A 14,483-nucleotide genomic window follows, 5' to 3' on the forward strand; every position below is an offset into this window, starting at 1 on the left:
GATACACCGTGCCGCTATCTAGCACGCGCGGCGTCCGCTTCACCATCTACGCCCCTGTGACGGGCTCGCGCCGATCGCAGAGTTTCCCGATGCGCTGATCGAAGCCACGGGCCCGGGGTGGTCAGTCCCTCAAAACTCTCCCACGAATGGAACCTCATCGAGCCACACGCAGCCCAGAGTCTTCCAGAATCACGAGCACGCCTTCACAGAAAGACGCTTCGCAATGAAGATAGAAACATCTGATAAAGCGGCCATCTTGAACCCGAGGCGACAGCTGATCGCCGGCACCGTCGGACACGCGGTCGAGTTCTTCGATTTCCTCGCGTACTCCTACCTTGCGGTCTACTTCGCGTCTTCCTTCTTTCCCTCTTCCGAGTCGTCGGGACTGGTGCCGCTCCTGAGCGCATTCGGCGTTTTTGCCGTCGGGTTCCTCGCACGTCCGCTGGCAGGGCTTTTCATCGGACGATTTGCAGATCGGTACGGCCGTCGGCGAGCTTTGAGCCTCACCATCAGCCTCATGGCCGGCGGCAGCCTGCTCGTCGCCATCTGCCCCACATACAGCCAGATCGGTGTCGCCGCGCCCATAATCCTCACGGTTGCCCGCATTCTGCAGGGATTGTCCGCTGGAGGCGAGTACACGACTGCGGGTGCCTTCATCGTCGAATCCGCACCCGCCGGCCGACGTGGTTTCTACTCGAGCTTCATGTTCGTGGCGTCGGGCATAGGCAAGTTGGCATGTCTGGCCTTCATCACCATGTTCGTCGCACTCATCGGTGATGATGCGATGCGGGACTACGGTTGGCGAATCCCTTTCGCTGTCGGCGCCTTAGCTGCGGTCGTGGCCTGGTATATCCGCCGCGGGACGCAGGAAACGCTCGGAACTACCGTCTCCGACGAGGGCGCGGCACCGGTTGATCACAACCCGCTCAATGCTCTGCAGCGTTACCCCAAGCAGTCCCTCATCGTATTTGCAATCGCAACCGGAATGGGTGTTGGACAATACTTTTGGGCTACCTACCTGACTACGTACTTCCAGATCCAGAACGGCGCCTCTGCCACCACCGCAATGACGGTCGGCATTATCACGCTCATTCTCTACACGATCGCACAGCCGGTGGCCGGGTTGATCTCCGACAGATACGGGCGTAAACCATGCATGTACGCATTTTGTACCGGCACCATCATTGTGACGCCTTTCCTGCTGTCGATCACTAGTTCACACTTTGCGGTACTCATATTCATTCAGCTCATCGGGCTACTATTGTTGAGCTTCTGCACATCGATCACATCAGCTGTGATGGTCGAAAACTTCCCACCGCACGTACGAGTGAGCGGCCTGGGCTTTCCCTACTCGCTCTCGGTGGCAATCTTCGGTGGAACGGTCCCGCTTGTGGCCACTGCTCTGGCCAATGCCGGTTACTCCCAGTACTTTCCGTGGTACATAGTGGCAACCGCGATTATTACGCTCCTGGGGGCCATAGCGGTACCGGAAACGTTCCGCAGCGATATTTCGGGCGAAGAATCCTGACCGGATTTCTCCCCTGTTCACGGGATTCGCTCCTTCTCGGGCCGCCCCTGGCGGCCCGAGAAGGACCCGTCAACTTCTGCCTATGGTGTTTCGGTAGGTGTAGTGCTCGGGTAAGTAGTAGCTGACCGCCAACTCAACTCCCCGACTGTCCGAATCGAGATACAAGCGATCGGCGCGTAACAGCGGATGCCCGGCGGGACAGTCGACGTGACGGGCGATCTCCTCGGCCGCCGGCGCCACGGTGATCGACTGCACGAGTTCGACAACGGGAGACGCCAGGTGGGGTTCCAGAAGACCGATGATCGTGTGCGCTCCGATCGCGCCTGGCTCCGTCCCCGCGCCGCCGCATAGGTGCTGCGCGTGAAGATCCGGCAGATGGACGGTCGTCATCGCGAACACGAACCCCGCGTAACGGCGTACATACGCGATCGTGGAGACGAAGTCACTGTCGAGGCGTAGACGGCTTGCGGCTTCGATGTCGGCCCTACGTTGCAGAGGCGCAACGATTTCTGTGGTGGCACCAGCGGGGAGGTTGGTCAGTTCTTCAATCGCCCCGAGTCGCCGGAGGCGCATGCTCCCCTGTTCGGAGACGAACGTGCCCCTCCCCGGAACGCGATACACCAGGCCATCCGCCACGAGATCGTAGAATGCTCGCCGCACCGTCTGCCGACTCAATGCATACTTTTCGGCAAGTTCGAATTCAGTGGGAAGCTGGCGGCCACCGTGGAAGTGGCCTGCAGCGATTTGCTCGCGCAGCGCGTGGGACAACCGCCGATGTGCCGGCGCTTGTTCGTTGTCACGGCCACCCATGAGCGCACACCGATCCGTTCCTGTCGCCCTTCGGCATCATCCATCGCCGCGACGTGCTGTCTTCGGAGGCCGATCCATCTGGATCGGCGCGAACCATGGTAGTCGATATCGGCACGGTATTCCAGATATTGGCACAAAACTTCGAGCCTCTGCGCACCCGGCAACCCTGCTCCAAGCGCAAGTTCTGGCCGACATCGGAGAACACAGACCGGACCCGACGTCGGTTGACATACAGCTTTTACCTGCACTGACAGCGTTATCATTGCCCCTCGCCGGAGGGAGGGTTGACCAATACGGCTTCAGTGGGGCATCCTGATTCATATCGGAACACTGTGCCGTATAGAGGCACGGATGAAGGGGTGAAGCCTCATGACTGCTGTAGTTGACGACGTCGGGTCGTCAGGAGCCGGATATCTCACCGACGAGCGACTCGCGATCCAGGCGATGGCGCGGGAGTTCGCCGCCAAGGAAGTGCTACCTGTGGCGAACGAACTCGATCCGGTCAAGGGCGAAATTCCGATGGAACTGCGCCAGAAAATGGCCGACCTGGGATTTTTCGGTGTGCTGATTCCCGAGGAATACGGCGGGCTGGGCCTCGGGGTCTTCGAGTACGCCCTGATCGTCGAGGAACTTGCCCGCGCGTGGATGAGCGTGTCGAGCCTGATCGCTCGTGGACAACAATTCACCGCGGGTTTCACCGAGGAACAGCGCCGAAAGTACTTGCCGCGGATGGCTACGGGCGACTTCCTCAGCGCCTTTGCCTTGTCCGAGCCCGATGCGGGCTCCGATGTGGCGGCGCTGTCGACTCGGGCCCGCAGGGAAGCTGACGGGTGGCGGATCAGCGGCCAGAAGATGTGGTGCACGTTCGCCGACGGAGCCGACTACCTCCAGGTATTCGCCCGTACGTCACCCATTGACCGCGACCACCGATCGCGCGGTATCAGCTGTTTCATCATGCCGAAGCCTCGCGGTGAGCTGCCCTCGGGAGTGACGGGCACACCGGTACGCAAGATCGGATATCACGGATGGCAGACGTGGGAGTTGTCCTTCGACAACGCCTACGCCGCGGGTGAGTCCATGGTCGGCCCCGAAGGCGAGGGCTTCAAGGTCGCCATGGGCGATCTCGAGACCGCCCGGATTCATACCGCCGCCCGCGCCATCGGCGTGGCGCGCGGAGCGCTCGAGGACTCCGTTGCGTATGCGCGGCAACGCGTCCAGTTCGGCCGTCCGATCGGGGACAACCAGGCGATTCGGTTCAAGATCGCGCACATGGCCACCGAACTCGAGGCGGCCCGATCGCTGATGTACCGGGTGTGCACCGAAGTCGACGCCGGCCGGCGCAACGCCGTGGAGGCGTCGATGGTCAAGTACCTCGCGACCGAGATGGCCGAACGAGTGACCAGTGAGGCTCTGCAGATTCACGGCGGCGCCGGATACACCACCGATTTTGCTGTCGAACGGTACTGGCGGGACGCGAAACTGACCAAGATCTTCGAGGGAACGTCGGAAATCCAGCTGAAGATCATCTCGGATTCGATCCTCGGAAGGCAGGCACGATGAGATCGCCGGCCGCCGGGCCACTGAACGATGTCGTGGTGATCGACCTGACCACCATGCTCGCGGGGCCCTTCGCCACTATGGTCCTCGGAGATCTGGGTGCCGACGTGATCAAGATCGAACCCCCGCGTGGTGACTTCATCCGAGAGCAGGGACCGTTCGCACCGGATGACGAACTACGCGCATTCGGTGGGTATTTCCAGAGCGTCAATCGCAACAAACGCAGCGTAGTTCTCGACCTCACCACAGAAGAGGGACGCACCTCGCTGCTCGAACTGGTCGCGCACGCCGATGTCGTCGTGGAGAACTTCCGCCACGGGGTCATGGACCGGCTCGGGCTGTCCTACGAGCGACTCCAGGAGAAGAATCCCCACCTGGTGTACGCGGCGATCCGCGGCTTCGGTGACGAACGCACCGGTAGCAGCCCGATGCGGGACTGGCCGGCGTACGACATCACCGTCCAGGCGCTCAGCGGCTTGATGGAGATCACCGGCGAGCCCGACCGACCCCCGATCAAGTCCGGACCCGGTCTCGGTGACACCGTGCCGGCGCTCTTCGCGGTGATCGGCCTGCTGTCGGCCGTGCACCGTGCTCGCCGTGACGGAGTCGGTGGTTTCGTCGACGTGTCGATGTACGACGCCATGCTGGCAATGTGCGAACGCACCGTCTACCAGCACTCCTACAACGGCGACGTGCCGACCCGGCAGGCAAACAGCCATCCCTTGCTCTGCCCCTTCGATGTCGTGCCCGCGGCAGACGGGTGGGTCAGTATCGCCGCGCCCGGCAACAATCATTGGCAGCAACTCTGCACGGTGATCGGACGCCCCGACTTGGCTACGGACGATCGCACAAGGGACAACGTCAGCCGACTGGCCAATCGTGACTTCACCATGTCTGCGGTGACCGCATGGACAACCACGCGAACCAAGGACCAGATCGTGGAAACACTCGGCGGCAAAGTCCCGGTGGCACCGGTCAATACCATCGAGGACATCTATGCGGATCCCCACGTGCGTGCCCGCAACATGCTCGTCGAGGTCGATCACCCCGGTGTGCCCCATCCGCTGACGATCGCCAACACGCCGATCAAGTTCGCGGATGCGGCCCCGCCCCACCTCCGGCGAGCCCCGCTACTCGGCGAACACACCGATGAAGTGCTGGCCCAGTTCGACAACACCACAGCTGCCTTCCAGCTCGAAGAAACAAGATAGGGAGATCATGTCCAGAACACAACGACCGCGGCGTTCCTGCCTCGCGGTTCCCGGTTCGAATCCGAAGATGATCGAGAAGGCGAAGGGCCTCGATTCCGACCAGGTCTTCCTCGACCTCGAGGACGCGTGTGCGCCACTCGCGAAACCTGGTGCGCGCAAGACCATCGTCTCGGCACTCAACGAAGGCGGGTGGGGATCGAAGATCCGTGTGGTGCGGGTCAACGATCTCACCACCCACTGGACCTATCGCGATGTGGTCGAGGTCGTCGAAGGTGCCGGTGAGAATCTCGACTGCATCATGCTTCCGAAGGTGCAGTCGGCCGCCCAGATCGCCTGGCTCGACTTCACCCTGACCCAGATCGAGAAGACCATGGGTTTCGAGGTAGGCCGAATCGGAATCGAGGCGCAGATCGAAGACGCCGCCGGATTGATCAACGTCGACGAGATCGCAGCCGCGTCGCCGCGTACCGAAACGATCATCTTCGGCCCTGGCGACTTCATGGCGAGCATTAACATGAAGTCGCTCGTGATCGGTGAGCAGCCGCCGGGCTATGGGGTCGGTGACGCATTCCACTACCCGCTGATGCGGATCCTGATGGCCGCCCGAGCGAACGGGTTGCAGGCGATCGACGGACCGTATGTGCAGGTCCGTAACGTCGACGGCTTCCGCCGGGTTGCCGGGCAGGCCGCCGCGCTCGGCTACGACGGGAAATGGGTGCTGCATCCGGCCCAGATCGACGCCGCCAACGACACCTTCAGTCCAGCCCAGGCCGACTACGACCACGCCGAGAACATCCTCGCGGCGTACGAATGGTTCGCCTCCGACCGGGGCGGCCGCAAGGGCGCCGTCATGCTCGGCGACGAAATGATCGACGAGGCGTCCCGCAAAATGGCGTTGGTCATCGCCGGCCAGGGCCGCGCCGCCGGCATGGAACGCCTCGACGTGTGGAAACCGGAGATCGAAACCGTAGAGAGCGGTGTGTGAACAGTGACGACCGTGGAGAAAGAACAGAACATGCAGTTCGGTCGGTACTTCGAGGATTTCGAAGTCGGAGCAATCTACAGGCATTGGCCAGGCAAGACCGTCACCGAGTACGACGATCACCTGTTCTGCCTGCTGACGATGAACCACCACCCGTTGCACATCAACTCCCACTTCGCCGAGGAAACAACAGAATTCGGCCGAAACGTGGTCGTGGGCAACTACGTCTACTCACTTCTGCTCGGAATGTCCGTACAGGATGTCTCCGGCAAGGCGATCGCCAACCTCGAAATCGAATCGTTGCGGCACGTCAAGCCGACGTTTCACGGTGACACGATCTATGGCGAAACCGAGGTCCTGGAAGTCACTCCCTCGAAGTCCAAGGACGACCGAGGCGTCGTGTACGTCGAGACCCGCGGCTACAAGCAGGACGGGCAGATCGTCTGCATCTTCCGACGCAAAGTTCTCGTACCCAAGCGAAGCTACGGCGACTCGCGCGGCGGCGACCAACCCGCTCGACCACTGCCGCACGCGTAGTCGACTCCGGTGGGAGCGTTCCCACCCGTAACGCCCGCGGCTGATCTCACCGAGACCGGATGAGATCTGCTGGCTGGCTGTGTGATACGCGGATCAAGGATCTCGTCCCTCCGATCTTCGATCCGGGCCGGGTGTTCCCCCGATGGTGGGAGGACACCCGGCCCTTGACAGAGATCGCGGGAACGAACCAAGCTATCAACAGAAACACTGTGCCATTTATCGGCACAAACGCGGTGTAGCCGGTCACCCCGGGGCACCACTCGGAATAGGAAGCACAATGCGAGAGCGTTACGAAACGTTCGTCGGAGGACATGACGAGCGCAGTAAGAGTGGGAAGTACTTCTCCACCCGGGATCCCGCCACAGGCGACGTCATTGCCGAAGTCGCGCTCGGCGGGGCGGAGGACATCGAGGAAGCAGTTGCCGTAGCGCAGAACGCCTTCCGTTCGTGGCGTGACACCCCGGCCGCCACTCGCGGTCGCATTCTCCTCGAGGTCGCCCGCACACTGCGTGAACACGCGGACGAACTGGCCCGAATCGAAACACTGGACACGGGCCAGACGCTGTCGCAGTCGAAGGTCGATATCGAGACCGCCGCACGATACTTCGAGTACTACGGCGGGGCGGCAGACAAGGTGCACGGCGAGACGATTCCGCTGGGACCCGACTACCTCTCGTACACCCGTAACGAACCGTTCGGCGTGATCGGTGTCGTCACGCCCTGGAACGCGCCGATCAACCAGGCCGCACGGGCCATCGCACCCGCATTGGCGATGGGCAACGTGGTGGTCCTCAAACCCGCCGAGGACACACCGCTGTCGGCACTCGAGATGAGCCGTCTCGCCGTCGAAGCGGGACTGCCCGCGGGCGTTCTCAACGTCGTCCCCGGATTCGGTGCCGATGCGGGAGCGGCGCTGACCGGCCACGACAAGGTCCGCAAGATCGTCTTCACCGGCTCGGTGGAGACCGGCCGGGCGATCATGCGGGCGGCCGCCCAACGATTGATTCCCCTGACTCTCGAGTTGGGCGGCAAGTCCCCCAACATCGTCTTCGGCGACGCCGACCTCGACGCGGCCGCCGCAGGCGCCTGGACCGCGTTCACCACCAAGGCGGGTCAGGTATGTTCGGCCGGCAGCCGGTTGCTGGTGCATGCCTCGGTGCACGACGAGCTGGTCGATCGGCTCGTCCAGCACGCTGCGACCACGGTCATCGCACCGGGCATCGAGGACCCGGACATCGGATCCTTGGCCACGCGAGGGCAGTTCGACAAGGTTCGCTCGTATCTCGAACTCGGACCGAGCGAAGGTGCACGTGTCGCTACCGGTGGACACGTCGCCGACACCGGGCGGCTGGGCCGCGGGTTGTTCATCGAGCCGACCATCTTCGTCGACGTCGACAACACCATGCGGGTGGCACGCGAGGAGATCTTCGGCCCGGTACTGACAGTGCTCCGATTCGATTCCGATGAGCAGGCGGTCGAGATCGCCAACGACAGCGACTACGGACTCGTCGCGGGGGTCTGGACCCGAGACCACGGCCGGGCTCATCGCGTCGCCGGCGCCATCGAGGCGGGGCAGGTCTTCATCAACCAGTACTTCGCCGGTGGTGTCGAAACCCCGTTCGGTGGCTACAAGTTGAGCGGTTTCGGCAGAGAGAAGGGCCTCGAGGCGCTCAAGCACTACTGCCAGCTCAAGACGGTCACTGCCCGCCTGTGACCACGCGGGGCCTGTGAGGGCACCAGAGTCGACGCCCCCGTGCCGCATGAGGCACGGGGGCGTTTACGGGCAGCAACACCGTGGACAAATGTGGTCTGCGCGGCTCGGGAAGGATCCAGAGCGCTTACAGGCGGGATCAGAGCAGTGAACTCACGTTCGCTGCAGTGTCGGAGACCTGCTTTCCCCACCAGGGCACACGATGCTCGTCGAAACGGGTCTCCGGCATCGAGATCCCGATGCCACCTACCGGGCATCCCCCCTCCCCCAGCACAGCTGCCCCGACCGCACATACTCCCATCCGGTTCTGATTGACGTTCACCGCATATCCGACGCGGCGGATCTCCTCGATCTTCTTTCGGATCGATTCGGGATCGGTGTCGGTCTGCGGCGTCAGTTGCTGGATGGGATTGGAAAGAATTCTGTCGACCTCGTCGTCCGGCAGGCGCGCCATGATCGCCATTCCCCCCGACGTGTGAGGTAGCTGCCATGTGCTGCCGACCTTGATGAAGGTGCGAACAGCCTGATGGGAATCCATGCGTTCGATCTGAACCACCCGCTCCACGCCATCGCGAATCTGGAGTGTGATGGTCTCGTTCGTCAGATCCCGCAGCTCACGCATCGGCTCGAGCGCGACCGATCGCAAGTCTCCCTTGTCCCAGCCGCGCCGGCCCACGGCCAGTGCCCGCGAGGTGAGCTTCCACCTGGTGTACTCGCTCCCATCGCTGCGAATCCAGCCGGCGGATGCGAGCGCCTGAAGAGTCCGCTGCACGGTCGATTTCGGCAACTGAAGGGTGCGTGACAGTTCGCCTACTCCGACCGGCTGGTTCTCCGCCACAGCTTCGAGTACGCGCAAACCTCGTTCGATGCCTTGCACCTACTGTTCCTCTCCCTCGACCGCCGCTCCGCCGCGGTGCAACATTTCCGTACTGTGCCGATTATCGGCACAGTATGTCGAAATGTCCAGTCTTGGCATCCGCTACGGACTCACCGAAGGCGACTCTCCGCGGCCCCGCCGACGCCGACAGGCAGCGAACTGTCCGCGAGGATCTTGAACACACCCGTCGCGGTGGCCACCACTGAGTCGTTCACCCGCAGGTCGGAGTCCGCGAAGACGATCGATGCCGTGCGCCGCACGATACGGGGTGAGCTCGTCAAGAGGTCACCGACCCGGACGATACCGAGGAAACTGACATTCAGCTGCACGGTCGCCATGTTCTGCGTGCCGGTTTCGGCGAGCGCGGTCGATCCGAGAGCACGGTCGGCGAAGGCCATGATCAGTCCCCCTTGCACGACTCCTCGAAGGTTTCGATGTTTGAGCTCGCACCGCAGTCCGTATTCCCGGGCACCGCCATCTCCGTGACGGAGCAGCAGCGGACCGATCAGCCCGATGAACCCGCCGTCGTGCACCTCGTCCCATACGACTTCGCTCACGCCGAACCTCTACTTCCATCCTGGCTTCGATCTCTCTTACCCACCGAGTCGGGTCGTGAGCTGATGGGCGGCGCGGAGCCGCCGACGGCGAGGTTGGAGGAACTCGCTCGCCGGCGGCCCCGCGAGGTTGCGCCGGCCTCGTGCCTCGTGGCCACCACGAGCACTGCCGGCCGCGCAACCGGTCAGTGGACTACTGGGTGGCCGACAGCACCTTCGACGGCACGGCCGAGTCACGGATTTCCCACAGCACCGGCTTGATGCAGCGGAAGAACTGGGCTGCATCCTCGCTCATCGGGAAGTGTCCGAGTCCCGCCATCGGAACGACCTTCGCACCCTCGATCTGCGCGCCGAGTTCCTCGGCTTCCTCCGGTCCCGTCGCGAAATCGTATTCGCCGTTCAGGATGTACACGGCGGTCTTCGAGGTATCGATGTTCTTTGCCGTTTCCCGAAGATCGTGCTCGACGCTGTAGTATTGGAGATCACCCTTGAAGACCGGCGGGGACCCCTGGCTGTAGACCCAGGTCGTTTCCCTGCGGCCGACCTCGGGGGCCGTCGGCGAGGTGAGCGCGTACATCGCCGCCGGCTTGGAGTCGTTGCTGATCTCGGGGTGGAACCAGTAGTCGAGGTAGTAGCCGGGCGAATGCAGCGCCGCTTCGAGCGCGATCACGGCGCGGAACACGCCGGGGTAGTGCAGGGCCAGATCGGGGGCGAGGTTGCCGCCCATCGAACTACCCATGTACACCGCGTCCTCGCAGTCGAGAGCCTCGGCCAGGGCCACGACGAACTTCATGAAGAAGTCCTGGGTCAGGTTGTACTCCTGCTCCCACCATCGCACCGAGAGCGGCGGCAGCGACCGCCCGTGATACGGCAGATCCCATGTGATCACCCGGAAGTGCGAGGTGATCTCCTCGTCCTCGAGGAGATGACGATACTGGCGGCCGTCACAGCCGGCGGTGTGCTGGAGAAGTAGCGGGATTCCGGAGCCGCTCTCCTCGTAGTAGACCCGGTACTCGATGTCGTCGATCGTCAGATGGACGTACCGCCCGACCGCCTTGTCGAACTTGGTCGTGGTCATTTCGCCTCCTCGGCAACGTTGGTGTACGAACGCATGAAATCGAACAGTCGCCTGAGCGCGGCGTAGTAGGCGAAGAACATCTTCATGTCGCCGCCATAGCGGAAGTTGTGTCGGGTGACCGCCGAAAAGAGGTCCTGGTAGAACGGGCGAGGCACCCGCTGGAAGAACTTGCTCCATTCTTCGATCGGCGCCGAGATCTCGATGTCGTAGTTCCGTGCAACCGTCATGAGGTTGTTGCCCTCGGGCGGCGCCATGGAGTCGAGTCGACCGTCACGAATCACCAGCACGTAGGTTTCGTCGCCGATCTCCAACCTGACGATGGCGTTCCAGAAGCGCGCCGCAATCTTGAATTCGGGATCCAAGTTGAGCGCCTCCGTGAACCTCTCCGTGTCCACAAATGGCATGGCCTTTCCCTTTCTAGGAAGTCGCTATTCGACCTGCGATCGCTCGCGGGCGGCGTGGGGTTCGCGAGACAGGCGGCCGTAAACCTGAATCGATCTGTGCCGTTCAGCGGTACGCCGTGTCACTTTCGAGTATGTGCACTGGCTCACAGTTTGTCAATACGTTGAGGTGACACTCCGATGCCTACGCTCGACGCGGCCCCTACCCAGGCGCCGGATTGGGATCGCGTGAAGACGGAATGCTCCGTGAGACTCGGCATTCGAACTTCGATCTCACTATGTGGCACGCCTATTCCAGCATTTGATTCAGCGCGGTAGCTTCTGTGGACCGACGCCACTTCCGCCCGCTACATGCCTGCACTCGGGCTGGACGACTCATCACGCGCGGAAACAGTCCCGCGTTCGTAGTTCGGAGATCTGATGAAAATAGCAGTCATTCCCGGGGACGGAATCGGACCCGAAGTCATCGACCAGGCAGTCAGGACCTTGCGCGAGGTTGCCCCCACCATCGAAACCCGCTACTTCGATCTAGGCGCCCGAAACTACCGGGCCACAGGTCGCCTGCTCGACCCGGAAACACTCGACGAGATCCGGCATCACGATGCGATCCTGCTCGGCGCAATCGGCGACCCCACCGTCCCCGCAGGCACGCTGGAACGTGGCATCCTGCTCGAAATGCGCTTCGCGCTAGATCATCACATCAACCTACGTCCGACGAAGACGATGCCCGGCGCGCCACGGGTGCTTGCCGGAGATGCGAATCTCGACCTGCTGGTAGTCCGAGAGGGAACCGAAGGCCCGTACACCGGCAACGGGGGCGCGCTCCGCGTCGGAACTCCCCATGAGGTCGCGACAGAAGTCAGCGTCAACACACGCTTCGGCGTCGATCGACTTCTCCGCGAGGCGTTCGAGCGGGCCACGGTCAGGCGGCAACGGTTGACGATCGTGCACAAGCCGAACGTTCTCGCCTTCGCCGGCTCCTTGTGGACGCGCGCTGCCGACGAACTGGCAACGATGTACCCAGACGTCGAGGTCGATCACATGCTCGTCGATGCGGCCATGCTGCATCTCGTCACAAACCCCGCCCGATTCGACGTCATCGCCACCGACAACCTGTTCGGCGACCTGATCACCGACCTCACGTCCGCCCTGGGCGGGGGTGTCGGTCTAGCGGCAAGCGCGAACATCGATGGCTCACGGAGGAATCCCGGCATGTTCGAACCAGTACACGGGAGCGCTCCGGACATCGCGGGTCGAGGAGTCGCCGATCCCACAGCCGCGATCCTCTCGGCAGCGCTGATGCTGCATCACCTCGGGCTGTCGCGTGAGGCGAACACCATCGACCAGGCAGTTCAGGACCACGTCGCATCCCGCGAACAGGAATCCCGTTCCACCGAGGAAATCGGTGAGCAGATCAGGAGCCGAGTGGGCTCCGCATCCCTCACACCCCGCCACCATCCGGCTGCCAGTTCGCAATGAGTTCCACGAGACCGGGAAAGCGCCCATCGAGGTCTTCGATGCGGACTCGGCTGCGTCGCTCGAGCCCGTGCTGCCGCTGTCGGATGACACCCGCTTCCCTGAGCGCTTTGAAGTGATGGGTGAGGCTCGACTTGGGCCGGTCGAAGCCGAACCAACCGCAGGTGTGGTCGTATTCCTCAGACCTGGTCAAGAGCCGGTTGACGATTGTCAGTCTCAGCGGGTCGGCGAGGACGCCCATGACCCGCTCCAGGCGTATGTCCGCTGCCGCCGGTTCGGGCAGCGGCATCGGCAGGGAAAGCTCTTCGCTGTCGCTCATGCGATAGGTCGGCGCGAGATCAGTCATACATCCAGCATAGCGTCAGTACGAGTTTTGTCGTACCATCTCAGTACGATAATTTTCGTACTGGTACGCCCGGTATCGAACCGGATGCGGAAGAGGAGACAGCGATGGCAAAGACTTCGGCCGGCCCGAAGGAACTGGGGTGGTCCCTGGCCGCCGCAAGTACGGTGACAGCCGTGTTCGTGCTGTCGAACGCGCCTACACCGCTGTACACGCGCTGGCAAACGGAATGGGAATTCAGTTCCGGAACCTTGACGATCGTGTTCGGGGCGTACATGGTCGGGTTGATCGGGACCCTTCTCGTTGCAGGGAAACTCGCCGATCGATATGGGCGGAAGATTGTGCTCGTCCCAGGCCTGATCGCCGCGGTCACCGCGGCGGGCCTCTTCCTGTCGGCCACGGACGTAATGTGGCTGCTGGCGGCCAGGCTGCTCGCGGGCGCCGCGGTTGGCGCGGCCGTCACCGCCGGCATGTCGGCGACGATCGATCTCGCCCCCGATCACCGGCGCCGGACGGGATCCATGATCGCCTCCGCTGCAATGGTATTCGGTGCCGGACTCGGACCACTCCTGTCCGGGGCGCTCTCCCAGCTCATCGACACACCACAGTCCTGGATATTTGGAATCGTGCTCACGGTAACGGTGCTGACACTGGTCGTCGCGATACGGTTGCCACTCCACCGCGGATTCGTAGCGGACGGTCCTGTCGAGCGTCTGTGGTCGTGGCCTTCCGTTCCCCGTCCGAATCGACGTGAACTCGTTTGGGGAGCAGCAGCATTCGCTCCAGGCATTACCTCGACCTCCTTCTTCCTCTCCCTCGGACCCTCGGTCCTCGCCACCGGCATCAACGCCCCCAGCCCGCTACTCGCGGGTGCAGCGGCATGCGCCATGTTTCTGGTAGCAACCGGAATCCAGTTCGCCCTCGCGCATCTACGTACCAGAACCCATCTCGCGCTGAGTTCCTCTGCCGCATTCGTCTCGATGGTGACGCTGACGGCGAGCGTCACCATCTCCCCCACACCGGCGCTGTTCGTCATCGCGGCACTTCTTGCCGGCGCCGCACAGGGCCTCGGCCAGCTTGCGGCACTGACGCTGATCGGCACCCGGATCCCCTCGAACCATCGCGCCGAAGCAAACGCGACTTTGAACATTGCCGGCTACGTTCCTGCGGCTCTGCTACCTGTGGGAACGGGCTACCTGATCCAATTCATACCCTTCGGCGCAGCCGTCATCACGTTCGCGGCAGCCGTCATGGCATTCTCCCTCGCCGCCTTGATCACCGTACGAATCAGCACAGCCGAACACGTGCGTCCCAGCACCTCGGACGAGCAAGTGATCCGCTGCGAGACGGACGCCGCCGCCGAGGACGCACTGCTGGTACGCGCGCAGACATGACACACGGATAGTCGTGTCGCCGGG

The 14,483-nt window shown here is 62.8% G+C and carries 14 protein-coding genes and 1 pseudogene; 8 read left to right on the forward strand and 7 right to left on the reverse strand.

Annotated features, from left to right (window positions below; translation table 11 throughout):
• The first annotated feature begins 223 nt into the window (after positions 1–223).
• Positions 224–1,528 (forward strand): MFS transporter, encoded by a 1,305-nt coding sequence (locus ACFWAY_RS24480; RefSeq protein ID WP_378456562.1) that lies wholly within the window; start codon positions 224–226, stop codon positions 1,526–1,528.
• A gap of 69 nt (positions 1,529–1,597) precedes the next feature.
• Here the strand turns inward: ACFWAY_RS24480 and ACFWAY_RS24485 are convergent, their stop codons facing one another.
• Positions 1,598–2,338: a GntR family transcriptional regulator gene (locus ACFWAY_RS24485; protein ID WP_378512439.1), complete on the reverse strand. Its 741-nt coding sequence runs from the start codon at positions 2,336–2,338 to the stop codon at positions 1,598–1,600.
• 369 nt (positions 2,339–2,707) lie between these two features.
• Between ACFWAY_RS24485 and ACFWAY_RS24490 the strand changes: the two genes are divergently transcribed.
• The 5 genes from ACFWAY_RS24490 to ACFWAY_RS24510 all read left to right on the forward strand — a co-directional run bounded on the left by ACFWAY_RS24490 (position 2,708) and on the right by ACFWAY_RS24510 (position 8,339).
• The gene (locus tag ACFWAY_RS24490) at positions 2,708–3,898 is read left to right on the forward strand and encodes an acyl-CoA dehydrogenase family protein (RefSeq protein ID WP_378512440.1); all 1,191 of its coding nucleotides are present in this window, start codon (positions 2,708–2,710) and stop codon (positions 3,896–3,898) included.
• Positions 3,895–5,106: a CaiB/BaiF CoA transferase family protein gene (locus ACFWAY_RS24495; RefSeq protein ID WP_378512441.1), complete on the forward strand. Its 1,212-nt coding sequence runs from the start codon at positions 3,895–3,897 to the stop codon at positions 5,104–5,106. Before ACFWAY_RS24490 ends, ACFWAY_RS24495 begins: the two co-directional genes overlap by 4 nt.
• 7 nt (positions 5,107–5,113) lie before the next feature.
• Positions 5,114–6,091, forward strand: a complete 978-nt coding sequence (locus tag ACFWAY_RS24500; protein WP_378456558.1) for an HpcH/HpaI aldolase/citrate lyase family protein — start codon at positions 5,114–5,116, stop codon at positions 6,089–6,091.
• 3 nt (positions 6,092–6,094) lie between these two features.
• A complete protein-coding gene (locus tag ACFWAY_RS24505; RefSeq protein ID WP_378456557.1) occupies positions 6,095–6,625 on the forward strand; it encodes a MaoC family dehydratase in 531 nt (176 codons plus the stop codon).
• Between the two features lie 277 nt (positions 6,626–6,902).
• A complete protein-coding gene (locus ACFWAY_RS24510) occupies positions 6,903–8,339 on the forward strand; it encodes an aldehyde dehydrogenase family protein (RefSeq protein ID WP_378456556.1) in 1,437 nt (478 codons plus the stop codon).
• Positions 8,340–8,475: 136 nt separating this feature from the next.
• Here the strand turns inward: ACFWAY_RS24510 and ACFWAY_RS24515 are convergent, their stop codons facing one another.
• From ACFWAY_RS24515 to ACFWAY_RS24535, 5 genes and pseudogenes are all read right to left on the reverse strand, one after another.
• Positions 8,476–9,012, reverse strand: a complete 537-nt coding sequence (locus tag ACFWAY_RS24515; RefSeq protein WP_378456581.1) for an IclR family transcriptional regulator — start codon at positions 9,010–9,012, stop codon at positions 8,476–8,478.
• Positions 9,013–9,045: 33 nt separating this feature from the next.
• Positions 9,046–9,213 (reverse strand): annotated as a pseudogene (locus ACFWAY_RS24520) (helix-turn-helix domain-containing protein); the annotation flags it as partial.
• Between the two features lie 110 nt (positions 9,214–9,323).
• Positions 9,324–9,770, reverse strand: coding sequence for a PaaI family thioesterase (locus ACFWAY_RS24525; RefSeq protein ID WP_378512442.1), 447 nt, complete (start codon positions 9,768–9,770; stop codon positions 9,324–9,326).
• A 190-nt stretch (positions 9,771–9,960) separates the two neighbouring features.
• A complete protein-coding gene (locus ACFWAY_RS24530) occupies positions 9,961–10,845 on the reverse strand; it encodes an alpha/beta fold hydrolase (protein ID WP_378512443.1) in 885 nt (294 codons plus the stop codon).
• The gene (locus ACFWAY_RS24535; protein WP_037202755.1) at positions 10,842–11,249 is read right to left on the reverse strand and encodes a hypothetical protein; all 408 of its coding nucleotides are present in this window, start codon (positions 11,247–11,249) and stop codon (positions 10,842–10,844) included. The genes ACFWAY_RS24530 and ACFWAY_RS24535 overlap by 4 nt, the downstream gene beginning before the upstream one ends.
• 417 nt (positions 11,250–11,666) lie before the next feature.
• Here ACFWAY_RS24535 and ACFWAY_RS24540 point away from each other — a divergent pair, with 417 nt between their 5' ends.
• Entirely contained in the window at positions 11,667–12,725 is a 1,059-nt protein-coding gene (locus ACFWAY_RS24540; protein ID WP_378512444.1) for a 3-isopropylmalate dehydrogenase, read from the forward strand.
• Here ACFWAY_RS24540 and ACFWAY_RS24545 read toward each other — a convergent pair.
• Positions 12,688–13,068 carry an ArsR/SmtB family transcription factor gene (locus ACFWAY_RS24545; RefSeq protein WP_378456551.1) on the reverse strand — a complete coding sequence of 127 codons (381 nt, stop codon included), beginning with the start codon at positions 13,066–13,068 and terminating at the stop codon, positions 12,688–12,690. The two genes, ACFWAY_RS24540 and ACFWAY_RS24545, sit on opposite strands and share 38 nt — an antisense overlap.
• Before the next feature lie 104 nt (positions 13,069–13,172).
• Between ACFWAY_RS24545 and ACFWAY_RS24550 the strand changes: the two genes are divergently transcribed.
• Positions 13,173–14,459, forward strand: a complete 1,287-nt coding sequence (locus ACFWAY_RS24550; RefSeq protein ID WP_378512445.1) for an MFS transporter — start codon at positions 13,173–13,175, stop codon at positions 14,457–14,459.
• The last annotated feature ends 24 nt before the right edge of the window (positions 14,460–14,483 follow it).

Origin of the sequence: Rhodococcus sp. NPDC059968 (genome assembly GCF_042738615.1) — a bacterium.
Classification (GTDB): Bacteria; Actinomycetota; Actinomycetes; order Mycobacteriales; family Mycobacteriaceae; genus Rhodococcus_F.